Source organism: Trinickia sp., from assembly GCF_051953955.1.
Lineage (GTDB): Bacteria > Pseudomonadota > Gammaproteobacteria > Burkholderiales > Burkholderiaceae > Trinickia.
The window spans coordinates 54,181-79,146 of sequence record NZ_JBQCIF010000089.1; the positions used below are offsets into that span (position 1 = coordinate 54,181).

The 24,966-nt window shown below is 65.5% G+C and carries 18 protein-coding genes; 3 read left to right on the forward strand and 15 right to left on the reverse strand.

Features of this window, described 5'->3' with window-relative positions:
• Positions 1–20: 20 nt before the first annotated feature.
• The 11 genes from lpxD to rpsB all read right to left on the reverse strand — a co-directional run bounded on the left by lpxD (position 21) and on the right by rpsB (position 11,751).
• Complete coding sequence (lpxD, locus tag ACTHNZ_RS17710; protein WP_440543852.1) at positions 21–1,097, reverse strand: UDP-3-O-(3-hydroxymyristoyl)glucosamine N-acyltransferase; 1,077 nt, start codon at positions 1,095–1,097, stop codon at positions 21–23.
• A gap of 19 nt (positions 1,098–1,116) precedes the next feature.
• Positions 1,117–1,656, reverse strand: a complete 540-nt coding sequence (locus ACTHNZ_RS17715; RefSeq protein ID WP_440543853.1) for an OmpH family outer membrane protein — start codon at positions 1,654–1,656, stop codon at positions 1,117–1,119.
• 36 nt (positions 1,657–1,692) lie between these two features.
• Positions 1,693–3,999, reverse strand: coding sequence for an outer membrane protein assembly factor BamA (bamA, locus tag ACTHNZ_RS17720; RefSeq protein ID WP_440543855.1), 2,307 nt, complete (start codon positions 3,997–3,999; stop codon positions 1,693–1,695).
• Positions 4,000–4,068: 69 nt separating this feature from the next.
• Positions 4,069–5,442, reverse strand: coding sequence for an RIP metalloprotease RseP (rseP, locus tag ACTHNZ_RS17725; RefSeq protein WP_440543856.1), 1,374 nt, complete (start codon positions 5,440–5,442; stop codon positions 4,069–4,071).
• Between the two features lie 7 nt (positions 5,443–5,449).
• Positions 5,450–6,676 carry a 1-deoxy-D-xylulose-5-phosphate reductoisomerase gene (locus ACTHNZ_RS17730; RefSeq protein WP_440543857.1) on the reverse strand — a complete coding sequence of 409 codons (1,227 nt, stop codon included), beginning with the start codon at positions 6,674–6,676 and terminating at the stop codon, positions 5,450–5,452.
• Between the two features lie 27 nt (positions 6,677–6,703).
• Entirely contained in the window at positions 6,704–7,525 is an 822-nt protein-coding gene (locus ACTHNZ_RS17735; RefSeq protein ID WP_440543858.1) for a phosphatidate cytidylyltransferase, read from the reverse strand.
• On the reverse strand, positions 7,519–8,316 hold the full coding sequence (gene uppS / locus ACTHNZ_RS17740) for a polyprenyl diphosphate synthase (RefSeq protein WP_440543859.1): 798 nt from the start codon (positions 8,314–8,316) through the stop codon (positions 7,519–7,521). Before uppS ends, ACTHNZ_RS17735 begins: the two co-directional genes overlap by 7 nt.
• A gap of 69 nt (positions 8,317–8,385) precedes the next feature.
• Positions 8,386–8,946 carry a ribosome recycling factor gene (gene frr / locus ACTHNZ_RS17745; RefSeq protein ID WP_440543860.1) on the reverse strand — a complete coding sequence of 187 codons (561 nt, stop codon included), beginning with the start codon at positions 8,944–8,946 and terminating at the stop codon, positions 8,386–8,388.
• A 95-nt stretch (positions 8,947–9,041) separates the two neighbouring features.
• A complete protein-coding gene (gene pyrH / locus ACTHNZ_RS17750) occupies positions 9,042–9,755 on the reverse strand; it encodes a UMP kinase (protein WP_440543861.1) in 714 nt (237 codons plus the stop codon).
• A 203-nt stretch (positions 9,756–9,958) separates the two neighbouring features.
• Positions 9,959–10,840 (reverse strand): translation elongation factor Ts, encoded by an 882-nt coding sequence (tsf, locus tag ACTHNZ_RS17755; RefSeq protein WP_440543862.1) that lies wholly within the window; start codon positions 10,838–10,840, stop codon positions 9,959–9,961.
• 158 nt (positions 10,841–10,998) lie between these two features.
• Entirely contained in the window at positions 10,999–11,751 is a 753-nt protein-coding gene (rpsB, locus tag ACTHNZ_RS17760) for a 30S ribosomal protein S2 (protein WP_440543863.1), read from the reverse strand.
• Positions 11,752–12,172: 421 nt separating this feature from the next.
• Here rpsB and map point away from each other — a divergent pair, with 421 nt between their 5' ends.
• The 3 genes from map (at position 12,173) to ACTHNZ_RS17775 (ending at position 17,318) form a co-directional block, all read left to right on the forward strand.
• Positions 12,173–12,979 (forward strand): type I methionyl aminopeptidase, encoded by an 807-nt coding sequence (gene map, locus ACTHNZ_RS17765; RefSeq protein ID WP_440543864.1) that lies wholly within the window; start codon positions 12,173–12,175, stop codon positions 12,977–12,979.
• A 100-nt stretch (positions 12,980–13,079) separates the two neighbouring features.
• A complete protein-coding gene (locus tag ACTHNZ_RS17770; protein WP_440543865.1) occupies positions 13,080–15,650 on the forward strand; it encodes a [protein-PII] uridylyltransferase in 2,571 nt (856 codons plus the stop codon).
• Between the two features lie 786 nt (positions 15,651–16,436).
• Positions 16,437–17,318, forward strand: a complete 882-nt coding sequence (locus ACTHNZ_RS17775) for a pseudouridine synthase (protein ID WP_440543867.1) — start codon at positions 16,437–16,439, stop codon at positions 17,316–17,318.
• 119 nt (positions 17,319–17,437) lie between these two features.
• Here the strand turns inward: ACTHNZ_RS17775 and def are convergent, their stop codons facing one another.
• The 4 genes from def to smc all read right to left on the reverse strand — a co-directional run bounded on the left by def (position 17,438) and on the right by smc (position 24,913).
• Positions 17,438–17,971 (reverse strand): peptide deformylase, encoded by a 534-nt coding sequence (gene def / locus ACTHNZ_RS17780; RefSeq protein ID WP_440543868.1) that lies wholly within the window; start codon positions 17,969–17,971, stop codon positions 17,438–17,440.
• On the reverse strand, positions 17,968–20,022 hold the full coding sequence (ligA, locus tag ACTHNZ_RS17785; RefSeq protein WP_440543869.1) for an NAD-dependent DNA ligase LigA: 2,055 nt from the start codon (positions 20,020–20,022) through the stop codon (positions 17,968–17,970). The genes def and ligA overlap by 4 nt, the downstream gene beginning before the upstream one ends.
• Before the next feature lie 55 nt (positions 20,023–20,077).
• On the reverse strand, positions 20,078–21,325 hold the full coding sequence (locus ACTHNZ_RS17790; RefSeq protein WP_440543870.1) for a cell division protein ZipA C-terminal FtsZ-binding domain-containing protein: 1,248 nt from the start codon (positions 21,323–21,325) through the stop codon (positions 20,078–20,080).
• Between the two features lie 69 nt (positions 21,326–21,394).
• Positions 21,395–24,913, reverse strand: a complete 3,519-nt coding sequence (gene smc, locus ACTHNZ_RS17795) for a chromosome segregation protein SMC (RefSeq protein WP_440543871.1) — start codon at positions 24,911–24,913, stop codon at positions 21,395–21,397.
• Positions 24,914–24,966 lie beyond the last annotated feature (53 nt).

Sequence of the window (24,966 nt, forward strand, 5' to 3'; positions counted from 1 at the left end):
GCGGTGCCCGAGCGCTTGCCTTACGCGGCGTTGCCACCTCGCTCGGCCAGCGTGGCTTCCAGCGCCTTGATGCGCTCGCGCATCTTGTCCAGATTGCGCATCAGCGCCGCGCTCTTGTTCCATTCGGCATGGCCGACGGCCGGGAAAGCGCTCGTGTACATGCCCGGTTTGAGCAGCGATTTCGATACGCCCGACTTCGCCGTCACGATGACGAAGTCGGCCAGCGTGACGTGACCCGCGATACCGACGGCCCCGCCGATCATGCAATGGCGGCCGATCGTCGTGCTGCCGGCGATCCCGGCGCACCCGGCGATGACCGTGTACGCCCCGATCTTGCAGTTGTGGCCGATCTGCACCTGGTTGTCGATCTTCACGCAGTCTTCGATGATCGTGTCGGCCATCGCGCCGCGATCGATCGTGGTGTTGGCGCCGACTTCGACGTCGGCGCCGATCGTGACGGCGCCGACCTGCGGAATCTTGACCCAGCTGCCCGTGCGCGCGTCACCCTCGCCCACGAAATCAGGCGCGAAGCCGAACCCGTCCGAGCCGATGACGGCGCCCGCGTGCACGATGGCGCGTGGCCCGATCTTGCAGCCATGATAGACGGCCACATTCGGGTACAGATGCGAATCTTCGCCGATACGCGCGCCGCGCCCGATCGTGACGTGCGCATCGAGCCGCACGCGCTCGCCGATGACGGCGCCGGCTTCGATCACCACGTGCGGCCCGATGACGGCGTCCGGCGCCACCTGCGCGCTCGGATCGATGACGGCGCTCGGATGCACGCCGGCTGCCGTTTTCGGCGCCGCCAAGTCGATGAACCACTGGGCGACCCGCGCGAAATAAGCGTACGGGTTCGGGGTGACGATGAAGTTGCGCCCCTCGCGCGATGCGAGCTTCTCGAGATCGGCGGGCGCGATCAGCACCGCGCCGGCTTGCGTCGTATCGACCTGCGACAGATATTTCGGGTTGGCCAGAAACGCCAGTTGATGCGGTTGCGCCTGATCGAGCGGCGCGAGGCCCGCGACCTTGCAGGCCGCGTCCCCGACGACTTCGCCGCCAAAGCGCTGCGCAATTTGCTCGAGCGTCAATGCCATTCGCGTGCTACTCCGTCATTCAGTTCGTCGCGGCCGGGCTCGAGGCAGCCAGCGCCTTGAGCACCTGATCGGTGATGTCGATGCGCGGACTCACGTAGACGGCTTCCTGCACGATCAAATCGTAGTGCTGTTGCTCGGCGATCTGCTTGATCACCTTGTTCGCCCTGTCGAGCACCGCTGCCAGTTCTTCGTTGCGGCGTTGATTCAAGTCTTCGCGGAACTCGCGCTGCTTGCGCTGGAATTCGCTGTCGAGATTCGACAACTGGCTCTGCTTGGCCGCGCGGTCCGTCGCCGACATCGATGCACCGTTCTTGTCGAGCTGGTCGGACAACGTCTTCAGACGGCTCGCCATGTCTTGCAGATCTTTATCGCGTTTCGCGAATTCCGCTTCGAGCTTGAGCTGAGCCGCCTTGGCCGCTGCCGATTCGCGCAAGATGCGATCGGAATTGACTGCCGCGATGCGGGCCTCTTGCGCTTGCGCGATGCCGGACACGGCCACGAGGGCCCCCGCCAATGCCACCGTACCCAACACGCGTCTGATAAACGTACCGGTTTGCAAAATCTTCCTCTCGATGCTGGACAGGGTATGGCGCCGTTAGAACGCCGTCCCGATCTGGAATTGGAATTTCTGATACTGATCGCCCTGGTGCTTCGTGACCGGGAAACCCAAGCTGATCTTGAGCGGACCGATCGGCGAGATCCAGGCGAGACCGACACCATAGCCGTAGCGCAGGCCGTTCGCACCGATGCTCGAGCCCTCGGTGCCCCAGACGTTGCCGCCGTCGAGGAACGTGAATACGCGCAGCGTCCGGTCGTAGCCCGTGCCCGGAAGCGGGAACGTCAACTCGATATTGCCGACGACCATCTTCGAACCGCCGATCGGATCGTTCGTCGTCGCATCGCGCGGACCGAGCGAACTCGGCTCGTAGCCGCGCACCGACCCGATACCACCGGCGAAGTAGTTCTTGAAGATCGGGAACGGCTTGCCGCCCATGCCGTTGCCGTAGCCGCCTTGGAAATTCAGGCCCAGCACGAAGCCGCGCGCGAACGAGTAGTAGTACTGCGCCTGCAAGTCGGCCTTGTAGTACTGCGCGGCACCGATCGGCGTGCCGTATTCGGCGTTCGCCTGCGTGAAGTACCCGCGGCTCGGCACGAGCGCGCTATCGCGCGCGTCGCGCGACCAGCCGACTGTCAACGGGATGTTGTTCGACACGCGGCCGAAGTCGGTCACGTATTGCTGATACACCTGCGGCGTCGAGCTGTCGACGTCGAGCCGGTTCTGCTCGAAGCCCGCGCCGAAATAGACCGTATCCACTTCCGAGAACGGAATGCCGAACTTCAGGTCGCCACCCGCCGTGATGATTCGGAAGCTCGAATTCGTCGAGTAGTAGAGCGGCTGTGTCGTCCGATAGTAGACGTCGGTGATCCGCTTGATGCCGTCGACGGTGAAGTACGGATCGACCTGCGTGACCGTCAGCGTCCGATACGAGCGCGCCGTGTTGACGTTCACGGAAAGGCTCGTGCCCGAGCCGAACACGTTGTCCTGCGAAATGCCGGCCGACAGCACCACCTTGTCCGTCGACGAGAAGCCGGCACCGAGCGTGATCGCACCCGTCGGCTTTTCCTTGACCTTGACGTCGACGTCCACTTGGTCGGACGTGCCGGGCACGGGCGTCGTCGTCACGTCGACGTCCGTGAAGTAGCCGAGGCGGTTGATGCGGTCTTTCGACAGCGCGAGCCGGCTCGAATCGAACCATGAGCTCTCGAGCTGGCGCATTTCGCGGCGAATGACCTCGTCGCGCGTGCGCGTGTTGCCCGTCACGTTGATGTGGCGGACGTAGACGCGGCGGCTAGGATCGACCTGCAGCGTCAATGCCACCTTGTGATGGACCTGGTCGATCTCGGGCTGCGCGTTGACGGTCGCGAACGCGTAGCCGTACTCGCCGAGCTTGTCGACGATCGCCTTCGTCGTCGCCTGCAGCTTCTCGGCCGAAAAACGCTGCCCGGGCTTGATCGTGATGAGCTTTTGCAGTTCGGGGCCGCGATCGAGCAGATTGCCCGCGAGCTTGACGCTCGACACCGTGTACGGCTCGCCCTCATGCACCGTCAGCGTCAGGTACATGTCCTTCTTGTCGGGCGAAATCGAAACCTGCGTGGACTCGATGTTGAACTCGAGATAGCCGCGGTTCAGATAGTACGACCGGACGTTTTCGAGATCGGTCGTGAGCTTGTCTTTCGAATAGAGGTCGTTCTTCGTGTACCACGAGAACCAGTTCGGCGTGGACAGCTGCATCTCGTTGCGCAGCGTGCTCGTGCTGAACACCTTGTTGCCGATGAAATTGACCTGGCGAATCTTTGCGCTCGGGCCTTCGTTGACGGCGAACAGGATCGACACGCGGCCCTTGTCCATCGGCGTGATCGTGGTCGTGACTTCGGCCGCATAGAAGCCGCGCGTCAGATACTGACGCTTCAATTCCTGCTCGGAGCGGTCGACGAGCGCCTTGTCGTAGTACCGGCCCGGCGAGAGCCCGACGCTCTTGAGCGCCTTCGTCAGCGCATCCTTGTCGAACTCGTGCAGGCCCGAGAAATCGATTTCCCCGATGGCCGGCCGCTCGACCACGTTGACGATGACGACGTCGCCCTCCGTCGCGATGCGCACGTCGCTGAAGAAACCCGTCGCATAAAGCGCGCGGATCGCTTCCGACGCTTTGTCGTCCGTGAACGTATCGCCTCGCTTGATCGGCAGGTAGGAAAACACCGTGCCGGGCTCGACCCGTTGCAAGCCTTCGATCCGGATGTCTTGGACCACGAAAGGCGCCGTCGCCGCGTGGACGACGAGCCCGTGAGCGGCAAGCGCCGCGACCGCAACCGTCTTAGGAACAAAGCGATGAGGTTTGAACAACGTGCATCCCCAGAGTTTTTAGCTGCATCTGTCCGCCGCGGCCGCGCCACGCGCGCACCGCCGGACACTTTAGAAATGGATTAAACGAGCCAGATCGTTGAAGAGCGCGATCGCCGACAACACGACGATGCACACGAGACCAGCCCTTTGCAAAACGAGCTGCCAGCGTTCCGACACGGCTTTGCCGGTTGCGGCTTCAACCAAATAATATAACAGATGCCCCCCGTCCAATACCGGAATCGGCAATAAGTTCAACACGCCGAGGCTGATGCTGACGAGCGACAGGAAGGAAAGAAACGGTGCCCAGCCGAGCTGCGCGCTCTTGCCCGCGTAGTCCGCGATCGTCACGGGACCCGACAAATTCTTCAGCGACGCTTGGCCCGTCAGCATGCGCCCGAACATCCGCAGCGAATATACGGCGATGTCCCAGGTGCGCCGCGCGCTGCGGGCAACGCTGTCGAACGGGCCGTAGCGCACGCGCACCGTCTGCACGTGGGTTTGCAGCGCGGCGCCGATGCGCCCGGCGCGCGCACCCGTTTGCGAATCCTCCTGCGCCTCGGGCACGACGGTCAGCGAAAGCCGCTGGCTCGGCGTGCCGCGCTCGATGCCAAGCACGATCGGGCGCCCTGCTCGCGCCTTGACGTAGGCGATGAACGCCTGCGCCCCGTCGATCGGCGCGCCGCCCGCCGTGCGCAGCGTATCCCCGGCCTGCAGGCCGGCCCGCTCGGCGGCGCTGCCCGGCTCGACCGCGGCGACCGTCAGCGTGCCGCCCTGCTCGAACCCGAGCTTCGTGAGGAAGTCGTCGTCGAGGTCGCTTTGCGGCAGATTGCGCAGGTCGACTTGGAAGTCGTAGGTGCCGTGGCCGTCATGCGCTTGAAGCACGATGCGCCGATGGTCGAAAGCCGCATCGAGCAGTTTCCAACGCAGATCCGACCACGAGCGGACCGCTTCGACATCATCGCCACGCTCGTCGCCGATCGCCATGACGGTCTCGCCGCCCTCGAAGCCCGCGTGGGCCGCGACCGTACCCGCCGGCGGCGTAGCCAGTGTGGCGACGGGCTCGGTGACACCCGTGGCGAACACGATCGAAAACAGCACCACCGCCAGCACGAAGTTCGCGAGCGGCCCTGCCAGCACGATGGCGATGCGCTTGGCGACGTGTTGGCGATTGAAAGCATGGGGAAGATCGGCCGGCGCGATCCCGGGCCCCGGATCGCGCTCGTCGAGCATCTTGACGTAGCCGCCGAGCGGCACGGCCGAGATGGTCCATTCCGTGCCGGTCTTGCGCCCGACCCAACTCAGAAGCGGCCGCCCGAAGCCGATCGAGAATCGCAGCACCTTCACGCCGCAAAGCCGCGCCACGCTGTAGTGACCGTACTCGTGTACCACCACGAGCACGCCGATCGCAACGGCGAAGGCGGCGACTTCGATCAGCAAGTTCATCGGCGTCTCACTGCACCGCGCGATCGACGGAGCCCGTTCGTGTCGCCGCAGGCGCGACGAGCACGCGACCACCGGCGATGAAGTCGCGCGCCGCGCGCCGCGCGTCGGCATCCGCGCTCAGGACATCGTCCAGCCCGCTCGGCGTGCGATTGCTCAAGCCGCCGAGCACGGCGTCGACCGTGCGCGCGATGTCCATGAAGCCGATCCGGCGCTCGAGGAACGCGTCGACGGCGATTTCGTTTGCCGCATTGAGCGCCGCGCTGGCGACACCGCCGGCCGCCATCGCCTGCATCGCCAACGCGAGGCAGGGGAAGCGCTCGTAGTCGGGCTTCTCGAACTGCAGCAAAGCGATCTGTGCGAGATCGAGCTGCGGGACGCCCGAGTCGACGCGCTCGGGAAACGCAAGTGCGTGAGCGATCGGCGTGCGCATGTCGGGATTGCCCAGCTGCGCGAGCACGGAACCGTCCGCATACGAAACGAGCGAATGGATGACGCTTTGCGGATGAATCAGGACCTCGATCCTGTCGCCGGCCAGGTTGAAGAGCCAATGGGCTTCGATCACCTCGAGGCCTTTGTTCATCATCGTCGCCGAATCGACCGAGATCTTGCGGCCCATGACCCAGTTCGGATGCTTGCAAGCTTCGTCCGGAGTGACGCCGACGAGCGTGGCCGGCTCGCGCGTGCGGAACGGGCCGCCCGACGCGGTCAAGATGATCTTCGTGACGCCGCCGTGCTCCGCCGCGTCGCGCGGCAAGCATTGAAAGATCGCATTGTGTTCGCTGTCGACCGGCAAGAGCGTCGCGCCGTGGTCGCGCACCGCATCCATGAAGATTGCGCCCGACATCACGAGCGCCTCCTTGTTCGCCAGCAAAATGCGCTTGCCGGCGCGGGCCGCAGCCAGCGTCGGCGCAAGGCCGGCCGCACCGACGATCGCGGCCACGACCGTGTCGCATTGCGCGCTTTGCGCGGCCTGCACGAGCGCCTCGGCGCCATGAGCCACCGCGGTGTCGCAGCCGGCCGCCCTCAGTTGCGCTTCGACGCGCGCAGCTGTTTCGGCGTCGCCGACGACCGCCACCTCGGGCCGAAAGCGCAAGCATTGGGCGACGAGCTTGTCGCCGTTGCGGTGAGCCGTGAGCGCGTAAACGGAAAAGCGCTCCGGATGGCGGGCGACGACATCGAGCGTGCTGTCGCCGATCGAGCCCGTCGAACCGAGCAGTGTCAGACGTTTTTTCATATCTCTACTCTAAATTCCTGGCTGGGGCTAGCCCATGAGCAGCATCGCCAGCGGCAGCACCGGCAGCAGCGCGTCGATGCGATCGAGCACGCCGCCGTGCCCGGGCAACAGCGCGCTCGAATCCTTCATGCCCGCTTGACGCTTGAGCATCGATTCGAACAGATCGCCGACGATGCTGAAGGCGACGAGCACCGTCAGCACGAGCAGCATGCGCACCGGCCCCAGGCGCGCGCCGAGGGCGGACACGAGCGTCGGATCGAATGCGTGCGACGCCATGACGGCGACGGCCGCGACCATGACGGCCAGCCAACCGCCGATCGCGCCCTCCCACGTCTTGCCCGGGCTGATGGCGGGCGCGAGCTTGTGCTTGCCGAACGCCTTGCCGGCAAAGTATGCGCCGATATCGGCCAGCCAGACCACCAGCAGCACGGACAACACGAACGATACGCCCAGAATGCGCGCGGCAACGAGCGCGTGCCAGCAGGCCACGAGCACCACGAGGCCCGCGACGACGAGAAATAGCCGCCAGGGGCCATGGGCGAGCGTCGGCTTTCGCACGAGCACGAACGGACCGGCGAGAATCCAGAAGACGGCGGCCGCCTCGAGCAGCGGTCGCGCCGCACGCGCGCCCAGGCCCAAGCGCGTGCTCGCCGCCAGCGCAAGCGCCGCGACGACCGCATAGGCCACGGGCGCAAACCCCGTCAGCTTGAGCAGGCGTGCCCACTCCCACGCGCCGAAGACGAGCACGAGCGCGAGCAGCGCGCCGAACGCGGCCACCGGCGCGAACAGCGTGACCGGCAGCAGCACCGCCAGCAGCACGACCGCGGTGATGACGCGGGTTTTCAGCATGGAAGAGAATCGGCGCTTTGCGAAGGTTCGTCTTGCGATTGCGGCTCGAGTTGCGCGCTCGTGCGGCCGAACCGGCGCTCCCGGCGGGCGTACGACGCGATCGCATCGGACAGCGTCTTGGCATCGAAATCGGGCCAGTACGCATCCGTGAAGTAGAGCTCGGTGTAGGCCAGTTGCCAGAGCAGGAAGTTACTGATGCGCGTCTCGCCGCCCGTTCGGATGAACAGATCGGGCTCCGGCGCATACGCGAGCGCAAGGTGCTGAGCGAACGTGGATTCGTCGATCTGAACCGGCCGCCCTTCGCTGACCGATTGCTCGGCCAGCTTGCGGGCAGCTTGCATGATGTCCCACCGGCCGCCGTAGTTCGCCGCGATCGTCAACGTCAGCCGCGTGTTGCGGGCCGTTTTCGTCTCGGCGCGGCGAATCAGATCCTGCACGCGCGTATCGAATAGGGACAAGTCACCGACGACGCGTAAGCGGATGCCGTTGGCATGCAGCTTGCCGACTTCCCGCTCGAGCGCGGTGACGAACAGGCGCATCAGGAACGACACTTCGTCCATGGGACGGCGCCAATTCTCGGAGCTGAACGCGAACAGCGTCAGGTATTCGACGCCGGCACGGGCGCACGCTTCGACGGCCGTGCGAACGGCATCGACGCCGCGCGTATGGCCGGCCACGCGCGGCAAGCGCCGCTGCGTCGCCCAACGGCCGTTGCCGTCCATGATGATCGCGATATGCCGCGGCACAGCCGCGACATCAGGCACGCGAACGGTAGAGCTGGTATAGGTCATGGCCGCCGGGATTCAGACTGCGGGAAAAAGAAGGACGCGCCGAGAGTCGGATGTCGGAGACGACGACGCTCAGACGGTCATGATCTCGGCTTCTTTCGAATGAACGAGCTTGTCGATCTCGGCGACGTACTTATCCGTGAGCTTTTGCACTTCGTCGCCCGCACGGCGCTCGTCGTCTTCCGAGATTTCTTTGTCTTTGACGAGCTTCTTCAGCTGTTCGTTCGCGTCGCGGCGCAAATTGCGCACGGCGACCTTCGCCGTTTCGCCTTCGCTCTTGACGACCTTCGTGAGCTCGCGGCGGCGCTCTTCCGTCAATGCCGGCATCGGCACGCGAATCAGATCACCTTGCGTGGCGGGGTTCAGGCCCAGATCCGACTCGCGAATCGCCTTCTCGACGATGGCGACCATCTTCTTTTCCCAGGGCTGCACGCCGATCGTGCGCGCATCGATGAGCGTCAGATTGGCCACCTGCGAGATAGGCACGTTCGAGCCGTAGTAGTCGACCTGGATGTGATCGAGCAACCCCGTGTGCGCGCGGCCCGTGCGGATTTTCGCCAAATCGTTCTTGAACGCTTCGAGCGAACGCTGCATTTTCTGGTCGGCGCTCTTTTTGACCTCTGCTACGCTCATTTAGACCTCCAAAACTTCATCGTTGTGCGCATTCGCACCCGCGGCACCGCCCGGCGCCGCGGGCGGAACCCGCCCCGCTTCTCATACGGGAGAGTTTACACGTGGACGAGGGTGCCCTCGTCCTCACCTTGCACGATCCGCTTCAGCGCACCGGCCTTGTTGATCGAAAACACGCGAATCGGCAGCTTCTGGTCGCGGCACAGCGCAAACGCCGTCGCGTCCATCACCTGCAAGTTGCGCACGATCGCCTCGTCGAAGCTGATCGTCGCGTAGCGCGTGGCCGATGGATCCTTCTTCGGGTCCGCAGAGTATACGCCGTCGACCTTGGTGGCCTTCAAAACGACTTCCGCCCCCACTTCCGAGCCGCGCAGCGCAGCGGCCGTATCGGTCGTGAAAAACGGGTTGCCCGTGCCGGCCGCGAAGATGACGACTTTGCCTTCCTCGAGCTGGCGGATCGCGCGCGGCCGGATATACGGCTCGACGACCTGGTCCATGCGCAGCGCGGATTGCACGCGCGCCTCGATGCCCGCGTGGCGCATCGCATCTTGCAGTGCGAGCGCGTTCATCATCGTCGCGAGCATGCCCATGTAGTCGGCCGTGGCGCGGTCCATGCCCGCTGCCCCGCCCGCTACGCCGCGGAAAATGTTGCCGCCGCCGATCACGACGGCCAGTTGCGTGCCGAACCGCACGACTTCGGCAATATCGGCCACCATGCGTTCGATCGTCGCGCGATTGATGCCGAACGCATCGTCGCCCATCAAAGCTTCGCCGGAGAGTTTGAGAAGAACGCGTTTATAGGCTGTGGGCATAGCGGTATCCGATCGCGCCGAAGAGATCACGACAATGTGGAACTGTAGGGGTGAAACATAAGCCCGGGCAAGCCCGGCCGCCCGGGAACGCCGGTCGAGCCGGAATGCCTGGGCTAGCCGGGGGCCCGCCCGGAGGAACTCGCCGCAGCGAGCCCGCCGCGGCGAGCATGGCGCCCGCCACGGGTACTGGCCGAACCGCGGATTTACTGCTGCTTCGCAGCGGCAACTTGCGCGGCCACTTCGGCGGCGAAATCGTCCTGACGCTTCTCGATGCCTTCGCCGACGACGAACAGTGCGAATTTTTGCACCGACGAGCCGGCCGCCTTCAGCATCTGCTCGATCGTCTGCTTGTCGTTCTTCACGAACGGCTGGTTCAGCAGCGAGACTTCCTTCAGGTACTTCTGGACGCTGCCTTCGACCATCTTCGCGACGATTTCGGCCGGCTTGCCCGATTCGGCCGCCTTTTGCTCGGCGATGCTGCGCTCCTTGGCGATCAGCTCGGCCGGAACGTCGTCCGACGACAGCGAAACCGGCTTCATGGCCGCGATGTGCATCGCGACGTCCTTGCCGACTTGCTCGTCCGCGCCCGTGTACTCGACGAGCACGCCGATGCGCGTGCCGTGCAGGTAGGCAGCCAGCTTGTTCGACGTTTCGAAGCGCGAGAACCGGCGGATCGAGAGGTTTTCACCGATCTTGCCGACGAGTGCGAGGCGCACGGCATCGACCGTCTGGCCGTTGAGCGGCAGCGCCGACAAGGCGGCGACGTCGGCCGGGTTTTGCGAAACGACGAGCTCGGCCACTTGCTTCGTGAACGCGATGAAATCATCGTTCTTCGCGACGAAGTCGGTTTCGCAGTTCAATTCGACGAGCGCGCCCGCGTTGCCGGCGATGTGCGAAGCGATCACGCCTTCCGCCGTGACGCGCGAGGCCGCCTTGCTGGCCTTGTTGCCGAGCTTCACGCGCAGCAGCTCTTCGGCGCGGCCCATGTCGCCATCGGCTTCCGTCAGTGCCTTCTTGCACTCCATCATCGGCGCGTCGGTCTTCGCGCGCAGTTCAGCCACCATGCTTGCGGTAATTGCCGCCATCATTCGCTCCTTGAGTCTGTCTTTCACACGCCGCCCGCACTTCGATGCGAACGGCAGGCATTCGTTCGCGGCGCATCGATCGCGCCGCACGTTTCGCCGACACTTAAAAAAAGGGGGCCTATCGAAAGCCCCCTTTTTTGCCGGCAACGGGGTTGCTTTTACTGCTCCCCGCCCACCTCGACGAATTCGTCGCCGTCATTGCCGCGCGCGGCTTGCACGACTTCATTGACGGCATTCGCACGGCCTTCGAGGATCGCATCCGCGACGCCTTCGGCGTACAGCGCGACAGCCTTGCTCGCGTCGTCGTTGCCCGGGATCACGTAATCGATGCCTTCCGGCGAGTGGTTCGTATCGACCACGGCGATGACCGGCACGCCGAGCTTGTTCGCTTCGGTCACGGCAATCTTGTGGTAGCCGACGTCGACGACGAAGATCGCGTCGGGAATGCCGCCCATGTCCTTCACGCCGCCGATCGACTTTTGCAGCTTGGCGATTTCGCGTTCGAACAGCAGCGCTTCCTTCTTGCTCATCTTCTCGAGCTCACCGGCCTCGACCGCGGCTTCCATGTCCTTCAGGCGCTTGATCGACACTTTCAGCGTCTTGAAGTTCGTCAACATGCCGCCGAGCCAGCGCGCATTGACGTACGGCATGCCGGCGCGCTGCGCTTCTTGAGCGATCGTATCGCGCGACTGGCGCTTCGTGCCGACGAACAGGATCGTGCCGCGGTTCGCTGCCAATTGACGCACGTACTTCAGCGCGTCGTTGTACATCGGCAGCGTCTTTTCGAGGTTGATGATGTGAATCTTGTTGCGATGACCGAAGATGAACGGGGCCATCTTGGGGTTCCAGAAGCGCGTTTGGTGACCGAAGTGGACGCCGGCTTCCAGCATTTGACGCATGGTGACTGCCATGAAATTCTCCGCGAGGGTTGGGTCTTAAGCCGGCTGCCGTACCGGCTGCGACTCGCGCTTGCGAGCCGCAGCGCGGCACCCTGGGTGCGCCGGCTTGCGAATGGGTACAACGGGTACGACAACTTTAGGTACAACTCAGGCGCGACTATGTACTACAAACGACTAGCCCGAGAGTATATCACGCGCCGGCGTCCACCCTCAAGCCACGCATGGCTTGCGCAGCAAGCGGGCGCGCTCGTGCCGCAATGCAGCATGGCTGGATGCGGCAGCGGCGCCGATGGCGCATCCTGGCGACACTGCGCTTCCGAACGGCTCGACCGCCCGCCTCGCCGTACGAAACACCCCGCGGCCGTCTGCCACGGGGCTCATATGGTGCGATAATCGCGGCATTCACGTACCTACCGGTTTCAGGCCCGTACTCATGCCTATCTCGATCAAAAACGAAGACGACATCGCGAAAATGCGTGTTGCATGCCGTCTCGCGAGCGAAGTGCTCGATTACATCACCCCGTTCGTCCAGCCCGGCATCACGACCGCCGAACTCGATCGACTCTGCCACAATTACATGCTCGACGTGCAGGGCACGGTTCCCGCCCCGCTCAATTATCAGCCGCCCGGCTATCCGCCCTACCCGAAAGCGACCTGCATCTCGGTCAACGACGTCATCTGCCACGGCATCCCGGGCGACAAGGTCGTCAAGAACGGCGACGCATTGAACATCGACATCACCGTCATCAAGGACGGCTACTTCGGCGACACGAGCCGCATGTTCATCGCCGGCGAGGGCTCGATCCTCGCCAAGCGTCTCGCGCAGGTCACCTATGAATGCATGTGGCTCGGAATCGAGCAGGTGCGGCCCGGCGCGCGGCTCGGCGACATCGGCCACGCCATTCAGCGCCACGCCGAGGCGAGCGGCTACAGCGTCGTGCGCGAGTATTGCGGCCACGGCATCGGCACGGTGTTCCACGAAGACCCGCAGATCCTCCACTACGGCCGTCCCGGCACGGGGCTCGAACTGCAAAAAGGCATGATTTTCACGATCGAGCCGATGATCAACGCCGGCCGCCGCGAAATCCGCACGATGCCGGACCAATGGACGGTCAAGACGAAGGACCGCAGCCTGTCGGCGCAATGGGAGCACACCGTGCTCGTGACCGACTCCGGGTATGACGTGCTGACCGTATCGGCAGGCACGCCGGCCAAGCCGTCCATCGCCGTCGCGGCCTGAGCGCAGCCGCAATCGACGAAACCGCCGCGAACCTGTCGCGAACCGCAAGCGGCGGCCTTTCGCCTACCCACGTACCATCCGGCTCCTGGCCGGTAAGCTTATGAGCGCCCCCGCCGTCATCGCCGACCCCGCTTCGGTCAAAGCCGACTACCGCTCCGCAAAAGCGGACCTTCTCGCACGTTTCAAGACGGCCAGCCGCGTCGATGCGCTCATGCAGGCGCTCTCGCGCACGACCGACGAAGCGCTGCGGCGCGCATGGCTGGCCTGCGAGCTGCCGGCCGCGGCCGCGCTCTTGGCCGTCGGCGGCTACGGCCGCGGCGAGCTGGCGCCGTATTCGGACATCGACATTCTCGTCTTGCTGCCCGATGGCACCCCGCCCGAGCTCGACGCCCGCATCGAGCGCTTCATCGGCATGGCGTGGGACTTGGGGCTCGAGCTCGGCAGCAGCGTGCGGACGGTCGGGCAATGCGTCGAGGAAGCCGGCAACGACATCACCGTGCGCACGTCGCTGCTCGAAGCACGGCGCATCACGGGCAGCACGACACTGTTTCAGCGCGTCGTCCTGCGCTTGAACGACGCGCTCGACGCGCGCGCCTTCTTCCAGGCCAAGGTGCTCGAAATGCGCCAGCGCCATGCGAAGTTTCAAGACACGCCTTACAGCCTCGAGCCGAACATCAAGGAAAGCCCCGGCGGCTTGCGCGATCTGCAGCTGATCTTATGGATCGCGCGCGCGGCGGGCTTCGGGCGCAGTTGGCGGGAACTCGACGAGCGCGGGCTCATCACGGCCCGCGAAGCGCGCGAGCTACGCCGCAATGAAGCGTTCCTCAAGATGCTGCGCGCGCGGCTGCACGTGATCGCCGGGCGCCGCCAGGACGTGCTCGTCTTCGATCTGCAGACGGCCACGGCCGAAAGCTTCGGCTACAACGCGACACACGCACGCCGCGCGAGCGAGCAGCTCATGCGCCGCTATTACTGGGCGGCAAAGGCCGTCACGCAGCTCGCGACGATCCTGATCCAAAACATCGAGGCGCAGTTGTTCCCGCGCACGAGTGGCATCACGCGCGTGCTGTCCGAGCGCTTCGTGGAAAAGCAAGGCATGATCGAGATCGCGAGCGACGACGTGTTCGAGCGCACGCCCACGGCCATTCTCGAAGCCTTCTTGCTGTACGAGACGACGCGAGGCACCAAGGGGCTTTCCGCGCGCACGCTGCGGGCACTCTACAACGCGCGAGACATCATGGATTCGCGCTGGCGGCGCAATCCGGAAAATCGCCGCCTCTTCATCGAGATCCTGAAGCAGCCGCTGGGCATCACCCACGCGCTGCGGCTCATGAATCAGACGAGCGTGCTCGGTCGCTATCTGCTGAACTTCCGGCGCATCGTCGGCCAGATGCAGCACGACCTGTATCACGTCTATACGGTCGATCAGCACATTCTGATGGTGCTGCGCAATCTGCGCCGCTTCGCGCTCGCCGAGCATGCGCACGAATACCCGTTCTGCAGCCAGTTGATGGCCAACTTCGAGCGGCAGTGGGTACTCTACGTCGCGGCGCTGTTTCATGACATCGCCAAGGGCCGGGGCGGCGATCATTCGACGCTCGGGATGGCCGATGCGCGCCGGTTCTGCCGCGAGCACGGCATGGCCGGCGATGATGCCTCGCTCGTCGTGTGGCTCGTGCAGCACCATCTGACGATGAGCCAAGTCGCGCAAAAACAGGATACGAGCGACCCCGAAGTCATCAAGCAGTTCGCCGAGCTCGTCGGCAACGAACGCCGCCTGACGGCGCTCTATCTGCTGACCGTCGCCGACATCCGCGGCACGAGCCCGAAAGTCTGGAACAACTGGAAGGGCAAGCTGCTCGAGGATCTGTACCGGATGACGCTGGCCGTGCTCGGCGGCGCACGCCCCGACGAGCATTCCGAACTCAAGACGCGCAAGGAGGAAGCCCTCGCCCTGCTGCGGCTCGAGACGGTGCCCGAGAATGCGCATCGCGCGCTCTGGGACGAGCTCGACGTCGGCTACTTCTTGCGTCACGATGCAGCCGACATCGCGTGGCAAACCCGTGTATTGCATCGGTACGTGCGCACCGAAGCGCCGATCGTGCGGGCCCGGCCCTCTCCGATCGGCGAAGCGCTGCAAGTGCTCGTCTACGTGCCCGACCGCTCGGATTTGTTCGCCGGCATCTGTTCGTACTTCGACCGCAACGGCTTGTCGGTGCTCGATGCCCGCATCAGCACGACGCGTCACGGCTACGCGCTCGATAACTTCATCGTCGCGCGCACCGACGACGACGTGCAGTATCGCGACATCGCGAACCTCGTCGAGCAGCAGCTCGCCGCGCGGCTCTCATCCGACGCTCCGCTGCCCGAGCCGTCCAAGGGGCGCCTCTCGCGGCTGTCGCGGACGTTCCCGATCACCCCGCGCGTCGATTTGCGAGCCGACGAGCGCGGGCAGTACTACATCCTGTCCGTGTCGGCCAACGACCGGCCGGGGCTTCTTTATTCGATCGCGCGCGTGCTGGCGGAGCATCGGGTCGGCGTCCATGCGGCGCGGATCAATACGCTCGGCGAACGTGTCGAGGACGTGTTCCTGCTGGATGGACGCGGCCTTTCCGATAACCGCCTGCAGATTCAGCTCGAAACCGAACTGCTGCGCGCGATCGCAGTGTGAGACTTTATGCGCGTCAAACTGACAGCCAAGCATCCGCGTCCGGCATCGCCGAGCCGCGCCCCCGTTCGTTCGAGCAGTTCGTCGGCACGCAAGGCACCACGGCCTGCACCAAGCGAGCGTGCGGCTCCGGCCGAGAAGACGGCCGTTCCACGCACGGGCGGTAAAGCCGCTGCGCCGAAACGCGACGGATTCGGCAGCACTACGGCGAAGGCGCCGACGAAGGCACCGCTCGCGCGCACCGGAGCGCGTCGCAGCGAAGATGCACCGCGTAGCGCGCCACGTGCCCGACCGACCGATCGCCGCAGCGATGACGCGCCTCGCGGCGCGCCGCGTGCCCGCCCGACCGACCGCCGTGGCGATGACGCGCCTCGCGGCGCTCCGCGTGCCCGCCCGACCGACCGCCGCAGCGATGACGCCCCGCGCAGCGCTCCGCGCGCGCGCCCGACCGACCGCCGTGGCGATGACGCGCCTCGCGGCGCGCCGCGTGCCGCCTCGACGCGCGATGCTCGGCCGCCGCGCGAGCGGGCCGCGCATGCGGGAGACGAGCAGCGCGCCCGGCCGACGGCTCGCGCCCCTGGTGGCGACCGGCCCAGCGGCGGCACCGATCGCCGCTTCAGCCGCGGCGGCGCCAACGAGGACCGCCCTCGCGGCGATCGCCCGTCGCGAAACGGGGCCCCCCCGGGCCGGCCGGCTCGCGAGCCGGCCGCGGGCGCGGCGAGTTCGCGCAAAACGGCACGCCCCGTATCGGGCAAGCGCGGCGACACAGCGACGAGCAAGGCGCCACGGTTGCGCGCGGGCGCCGGACCCAGCAAGGCTGCGCCGCAGCGCATCGCCAAGCCGGTCAAAGCCGCGCCAACCGGCGGCCCGGCGGACGATGACTCGCGAACGCCCGCCCGCCCCCACGCCGACGACGGCCTCGTGCGCCTTTCCAAGCGCATGTCGGAACTCGGCCTATGCTCGCGCCGCGAAGCGGACGAATGGATCGAAAACGGCTGGGTGCGCGTGGACGGCGAGCGCATCGATACGCTCGGTTCGCGCGTGCGCCCCGATCAGCACATCGAAGTCACGCGCGACGCTCAAGCAGCGCAATCGCGTCAAGTCACCATTTTGCTGCACAAGCCCGTGGGCTATGTCTCGGGTCAAGCCGAAGAAGGCTACCAGCCCGCCATCACATTGGTCACGGCGGGCAACCACTGGGAAGGCGACCGCGCGACGACGCGGTTCGCGCCGAGCCACCTGCGCGCACTCGCGCCGGCAGGCCGGCTCGACATCGATTCGACCGGCCTGCTCGTGCTCACGCAGGACGGCCGCATCGCGAAGCAGTTGATCGGCGAGCACTCGAGCGTCGAGAAGGAATACCTCGTGCGTGTGACATACGGCGAACATGCAAACGACGTCGCCGAGCACTTTCCCGCCGATAAGCTCGCGCTGCTGCGGTTCGGGCTCTCGCTCGACGGCGTCGCACTCAAAGCCGCGAAAGTGAGCTGGCAGAACGGCGAGCAGTTGCGATTCGTACTGCGGGAAGGCAAGAAGCGGCAAATCCGCCGCATGTGCGAGCTTGTCGGCCTGCACGCCGTCGGATTGAAGCGGGTCCGCATGGGCAGCGTCGTGCTTGGCGCACTGCCGCAGGGCAAATGGCGGTATTTGCTGCCGAACGAGGCGTTTTGAGCGAGCGCTTGGGGAGGGCGCCGCGAAATCGCCCTCTCCGCATGCGCCTCGGGCGACGCCGCGCTCGTTCGCGTAGCGGCCCACGTGGACGGCGCCCGGCGGCGCCGTCGCGGGCAGTATCAATCGTCGCTGTTCGGGTCGAGATCCGGGAACAGCACCTCGGTGAAACCGAACTTCGTGAAGTCGGTGATCCGCATCGGGTACAGCTTGCCGATCAGATGATCGCACTCGTGCTGCACGACGCGCGCATGAAACCCTTCGGCCACGCGATCGATCGGCTGGCCGTATTGGTCGAAGCCGTGATAGCGGATCATCGAAAAGCGATTGACGATGCCACGCATGCCCGGCACCGACAAGCACCCTTCCCATCCCTCTTCCATATCCTGTGAAACGGGCGTGATCGTCGGATTGATGAGCACCGTCTCCGGCACGGACGGCGCATCCGGATACCGTTCGTTCTGGCCGAACCCGAAGATGACGACCTGCAGATCGACGCCGATCTGAGGTGCCGCGAGCCCCGCGCCGTTCGCGTGATGCATCGTCTCGAACATGTCGGCGATGAGCGCATGGAGTTCGGGCGTGTCGAAATGCTCGACGCTTCGAGCGATGCGCAGCAGGCGCGGGTCGCCCATCTTGAGAATGTCACGGATCATGGATTGTCGCCCTCCAGGAGCTTGCGCATACCGTCTTCGTCGAGAATGATAATCCCGAGTTCCTCGGCCTTGGCGAGCTTACTGCCCGCCTCTGCGCCCGCCACCACGTAATCGGTCTTTTTCGACACCGAGCCGGCCACCTTCGCGCCGGCCGCCTCCAGCATTTCCTTCGCTTGCTCGCGCGAGAGCGTCGGCAAGGTGCCCGTCAGCACGACCGTCTTGCCGGCCAGCACGCCCTGCGGCGCACGCGGCGCCGGCGGCCCCTCGGGCCAGGTGACCTTGCCGGGAGCGCGCAACTGCTCGATCACGGTGCGGTTGTGCTCTTCGGCAAAGAACTGATGAATCGATTCGGCCACGATCGGCCCGATCCCTTCGACTTCCATCAATTCGTCGATCGATGCGTTCAGCACGGGATCGAGCGAGCCGAAATGGCGTGCGAGATCCTTCGCCGTCGATTCGCCGACGTCGGGGATGCCGAGCGCGAAAATGAAGCGCGCGAGCGTCGTTTGCTTGGCCTTTTCGAGCGAGTCGATCAGATTTTGCGCCGATTTGTCGGCAAAGCGCTCGAGCGCCACGAGCGTCGAGAAACCCAAATTGAACAGATCGGCCGGCGTCCGGACCAGGTTTTGCTCGACGAGCTGCTCGATGATCTTTTCGCCGAGCCCGTCGATGTCGAGTGCCCGGCGTTGCGCGAAATGCTCGAGCGCGCGCTTGCGCTGCGCCGGACAGACGAGGCCGCCCGTGCAGCGCGCAACGGCCTCGCCGGGCAGCCGCTCGATGGCCGAGCCGCATGCCGGGCATGCGGTGGGCATCACGAACGGCTGCGCGCCCTGCGGACGGCGTTCGAGTACGGGCCCGACGACCTCCGGAATGACATCGCCGGCTCGGCGCACGATGACGGTGTCGCCCGAGCGCAGATCCTTGCGATGGACCTCGTCTTCGTTGTGCAGCGTAGCGTTCGTGACCGTGACCCCACCCACGAAAACAGGCGCAAGGCGCGCAACCGGCGTGATTGCACCGGTGCGGCCGACGTTCACACCGATTTCGAGCAGTTCCGTCAGCGCTTCTTCGGGCGGAAATTTATGGGCGAGCGCGAAACGCGGCGCACGCGAAACGAAGCCGAGCACGTCCTGATCGGCTTTATGGTTGACCTTGTAGACGACGCCGTCGATGTCGTAGGGCAGCGACGTGCGCTTTTCTCCGATCCGGCGATAGAAGGCGAGCAGTCCCTCGGCGCCCTGCACCGTGGCGCGCTCGCTGCAAACGGGCATGCCGAGTTCGATGTACCAATCGAGCAGCGCGTCGTGCGTGTCGGGCATCTCCATCCCTTCCAGCGCACCGATGCCGTAGGCAAAGAACGACAACGGCCGCTGGGCCGTGACGTTCGAATCGAGTTGGCGCAAGCTGCCCGCCGCCGCATTGCGCGGGTTGGCGAACTCGCGCTGCCCGGCGTCGCGCTGATGCGCGTTCAGGCGGTCGAAATCCCGCCTGAACATCAAGACTTCTCCGCGCACCTCGAGCACGCGCGGAATGCGGTCGCCCTTCAAGCGCAGCGGAATCGAGCGCACGGTACGCACGTTGCGCGTCACGTCCTCGCCGGTCGAACCGTCGCCGCGCGTGGCGGCCTGCACGAAACGGCCGTCTTCGTAGCGCAGGGCGATCGCGAGCCCGTCGAACTTCAGTTCGCACGAATACTCGACAGGTGAGCGGCCCAACCGATCGCTCACGCGCTTGTCGAACGCCGTCACGTCCTCGTCGGTAAACCCGTTGTTCAACGACAACATCGGCAACGCATGGACGACGGACGCGAAACCGCTCGCCACCTCTCCACCCACGCGCTGAGTCGGCGATTCGGGCGTGATGAGATCGGGGTGCTCCGATTCGATCGACTGCAGCTCCGAGAACAGGCGGTCGTATTCGGCGTCGGGAATCTGGGGATGATCGAGGACGTAGTACTGGTAATTCGCCCGCTCGAGTTCGGTGCGCAGCCAAGCGGCGCGTTCGGCCGGTTGATCGGCGGGCGGAGGCGGTTCGTCTTGCTTGCGAGCCATGTCGTTGATCTTGTTTCGGGGTGCGTCCGACGGCAAACGGTGCGTAAACGGTGCGTTACTGGCTGAAGAGGCGCCGCGTGGCCGGGGAGCCGGCCGGAATGCCCGCTTCCTCGAGCCGCGCGTAAAGCGTCATGAGCTGCTTTTCGATCGCGAGCAGCGCTTGCTCGGGCAGCGGCCGCCGCTGATCGTCGACGACGCGCCCGCCGATCCGCTCGGCCAGCGATTTGGCGTAATCGCACATGAGCCTGAACGGCAGGATGTCTTCATCGGCGACGGGCACGTCGAGGATCAGCGAAATCATCTGGCCACCCTTGTACGTCAGATCGTCGCGCAAGAAATTCGTATCGCCGAATTGCAGCATGAAGACGGGGCTCTGCTTTGCGTCGAGCTTGACGAAGCGTGTGCCGTCGCGCGAGAGAAGCAGGCCGTCTTGCGAGGCGATCGCTTGCACGTAGTTGGCCGACCACGGAGCCCCGTCGGACAGCACGTTGATCTGCAATTGCGCGTCGCACTGGGCCGCAAAGCCGTCGAGCTCACGCGCCATCGACACCGTTTCCAGCATGTCGGGAAATTCGGGCGAGCCGTCGATCGCATCGGCGAACTGCTGCACGCCCGAGACGAATTCCGAGAACTCGAGCTCGTTGAGCGCGCCGCTGCGGTTCGCCAGTTGCACCGCCGCGCGCAGTTCCTCGTAGCGCTGCGCGTTTTGCAGCAATTCCCACGTGCCGCCACCCTCCGGCTTGCCTTCGATATAGACGGGCTTGCTGCCCGCGCGGCGCAGACGCTGCGCGAGCGGCGACGCTTTCTCCCCGGCGATGGAGCCGGACAAGCGAATCGGCACGACGCAGTCGATACGCCGGTCGACGATATGCGGAGGAGCCGCCGAAATCGTCGTCGCCGCGGGCGTCACGCTCTGCGCGTCGTTCCGAGCCGATTCCGGGGCTGCCGCCTCGGGCTGCGGCTCAGGCGTAAAACCGTTCGGCGTCGTCGTTTCGGCCTGGATGTCGGCCGGAATGTCGAGCGGCGCGGAGGCCCCGCCGAAGCTCGGTTCGATCCGAGCAGCTTCGCCTTCGTGCGCGGCGTCCGGCATGGCCGGTTCGCGCCGAGCGCCGCCGCGCGCCGGCTCGATGAACGGCCGCTCCTCCTCACCTTGCTCGTGGCGCGCGAGCCCCTGCTCGGTGTCGGCCGGCATCGGCCGCGGCATCCTGCGGCGCACCTTGGCGCCTTGCCACGCGTTGTATGCGACCACCCCTCCCACTACCACGGCGCCAGCGCCGATCAATCCGAGTGTCAACTCGTCCATGCACGCTCCATGAAGCATTCCTGTATGGCGGCCGCGCCCGTCTTCGTCTTGCCGGCGCGGACCCGCTCGTTAGACGGTATTCTGGGCGAAACCGGCAGCCGTTTCCATGTCCACGGCCACGATGCGCGAGACACCTTGCTCTTGCATCGTCACGCCGATCAGCTGCTGCGCCATTTCCATCGCGATCTTGTTGTGCGAGATGAACAGGAACTGCGTCTTGTCCGACATCGCCCGCACGAGGTTCGCGAAGCGTTCGGTATTGGCGTCGTCGAGCGGCGCATCGACTTCGTCGAGCAGGCAGAACGGCGCCGGATTGAGCTGGAACATCGCGAACACGAGCGCCGTGGCAGTCAGCGCCTTCTCGCCGCCCGACAGCAGGTGGATCGTCGAATTCTTCTTGCCCGGCGGCTGCGCCATCACCTGAACGCCCGCGTCGAGAATCTCGTCGCCCGTCATGATCAGCTTCGCCTGCCCGCCGCCGAACAGGCGCGGGAACAGCTCGCCGAAATGCCGATTCACTTCGTCGAACGTGCCTTGCAGCAACGTGCGCGTTTCTTGGTCGATCTTGCGGATCGCGTCTTCGAGCGTCTCGATCGCGCGTGTCAAGTCCTCCGACTGCGCGTCGAGGAACGTCTTGCGCTCCTTGGCCGCGGCGAGCTCGTCGAGCGCGGCCATGTTCACGGGGCCGAGCGCCGTAATCGCGTTGTTGATGCGCGTCACCTCGCCCTGCAGATACGACGGCTTCATCTCGGGCATCAGCTTCGCCTGCAACTGCGCTTCGTCGACGCCCGTAGCTTGCAACTGCTCGATGAACTGCTCGCCGGCGATGCGGGCCGCTTGCTCCTTGAGTTGAAGCTCGGTGATCCGATCGCGCAGCGGCTGCAGCGAGCGCTCCGCCGTCAGGCGCGTTTCGTCGGCCTGGCGCAGCTTGGCCGTCAAGTCGTCGAGCTCGTGACGCGCCGCCGACAGCGCCGCCTCCTTCTGCGACCGCACTTCGAGCGCCTCTTGCAGGCCCGTGTGCGTCGTTTGCTCATTGATCGTTTCGAGCTCGGCGCGCGCGTCCTCGAGCGTGCCGGCAATGCGTTCGCTCTGCTCGTGCGCGACTTGGATGCTGCGTTTGAGCTCGTCGATGCGGGCTGCCATGTTGCGGGCGGCGAAGCGCGCATCGGTGGCCGCCCGCTCGAGCTCGCGCGCTTGCGTGCGCGCCGCCGACAAGTGCTCGTCGAGCGATTCGAACGCGAGTTGGTTATCTTCGAAGCGCGCCTGCAACTGCGCGAGCTCGCCGTCGTGGCGCTCGAAATTCGCCTCCGACTCGGCGCGCTGCGCCCTCTGTTCTTCGATTTGCGCGGCGATCTCTTCGAGTTCCTCGCGAATCTGCGTGCTGCGCTGCGTATAACGTTCGTGCGCTTGCGTGAGCTTGAGCACGTCGAGCTGCAGCGCATGGACCCGCTGCGTCGCGCGCTCGACCTGGGCACGCGCATCGGTCATGGCCTGCGACGCTTGCGTGTGGGCCGCCTCGGCACGAATCGCGGCCGTCTTCGCTTCGTCGGCGAGCAGCGTTTGCGCCCGCAGCTGGCGCGTGAGGTTCTCGATTTCCTGCTGGCGGGCCAGCATGCCGGCTTGCTCGGAATCGGCGGCATACAACTGGACGCCGACACGCGTGACGACGTGGCCCGCCTTCACGACGAGCATCGCCCCCTCGGGCAACTGCGAACGCTTCGCGAGCGCCTGCGTCAGATCGTCGGCCACGTAGGCCTGGCCCAGCCATTCGTTCAGCACGGCACGCAAGCCGGCGTCGTCGATGCGCATGAGCGACAAGAGCGGCGTGAAACCGGCCGGCGTTTCGCGCGGCGCGCCGGCCTGAGGCGGCGCGTAGAAGGCTAGCTTGGCCGGCGGCGCATCGCTCGCGAACGCGCGCACCCAGTCGAGATTCGAGATTTCCAGCGCGGCGAGCCGTTCGCGCAAAATGGACTCGAGCGCGGTTTCCCAGCCCGCCTCGACGTGCAGCTTCTTCCATAGCCGCGGCAACGCCGCGAGCTCGTGCTTGTCGAGCCAGGGTTGAATCTTGCCCTCGGTCTGCACGTTTTCCTGCAATTGCTTGAGCGCGACGAGCCGCGCCTCGAACTGGTGAATCTGCGCGCTCTCGCTTTGCACGCGATCCTGCGCGGCGCGGCGCTCGGCCTCGACGCGCGGCAGCGTCTCTTGCGCCTGCGTCAGCTGCGCCTGCGCGTCGCTCAGAATTTCTTCCTGCTCGGCGAGTTGCATCCGCTGCTCTTCGAGCTGCGCCTCGTCCGGCACGTCCAAGCCGCCCGCCTCGGCCTTGAGGCGCTCGTGGCGCTGCTGCAGCTGCTGCAATTGCTGATCGGCGTTGCGCTGATGCGCGGCCTCGAGCTTGAGCGCCTGCTCCGTCTGTGCGATGCCGGCACGCTCTTCGTTCAGTTGCGTCTGCGCGTCGCGCCAACGCGCTTCGAGCGCCGGCAGTTCGTCGTGCTTGGCCGCGGCTTCCTCTTCCGCGAGCACGGCCTTTTCCTCGGCGACGGCAAGCTGCTCCTCCGCTTGCTCGAGATCGTCGCGCGCTTTCTCCGCTTGGGCTTGCCACTGCTCGCGCTGCGCCGTGAGCGCCGCAATCTGCGCTTGCACGCGGTTGCGCGATTCGATGACGAACTTGATCTCCGCTTCGAGCCGGCTGACCTCGGCGTTGGCCTCGTAGAGCGAGCCCTGCGCGCCTTGCATCGCGTCGCTGGCCGCATAGTGCGCGACGCGCAGCGTCTCGAGATCGGCTTCGACCTCGCGCAGCTTGGCCGTCTGCGCTTCGAGATCGATCTGCGCTTCGGAAATCAGGCGCTGCTGGCGGCTCTGCTCGGCGGCGGCTTCGTTCTTGCGCAAGAGCCACAGCAAGCGCTGCTTCTCCTCGCCGTCGGCCTGCAGTTCCTTGAATTTGGTCGCGACGATGGCCTGCCCCTCGAGCTTTTCGAGGTTCGCGCCGAGCTCGCGCACGATGTCTTCGACGCGCGTGAGGTTTTCTCGCGTGTCGTGCAGGCGATTTTCCGTTTCGCGCCGGCGCTCCTTGTACTTCGACACGCCCGCGGCTTCCTCGAGGAATACGCGCAGCTCTTCGGGCTTCGCCTCGATGATCCGGGCGATCATGCCCTGGCCGATGATCGCGTAGGCGCGCGGGCCGAGGCCCGTGCCGAGAAAGATGTCCTGGATGTCGCGCCGCCGCGCGGGCAGGTTGTTGATGTAGTAGCTCGAGGTGCCGTCGCGCGTGAGCACGCGCTTCACGGCGATTTCACCGTATTGGCCCCACTGGCCGGCCGCGCGCCCTTCCGAGTTGTCGAACACGAGCTCGACGCTCGCGCGGCTGCCCGGCTTGCGCGCCGTCGAGCCGTTGAAGATGACGTCCTGCATCGATTCGCCGCGCAGCTCGGACGCGCGCGACTCGCCGAGCACCCAGCGCACGGCATCGATGATGTTGGATTTGCCGCACCCATTCGGGCCCACCACACCGACGAGCTGCCCCGGTACCTGGAAATGCGTGGGATCGACGAAGGACTTGAAGCCAGCGAGCTTGATCGAGGTCAGACGCACGGCGATATCGCTGTTTTGAAGGGTCGAACAAAAACGCGGCCGGCCTTGCCCGC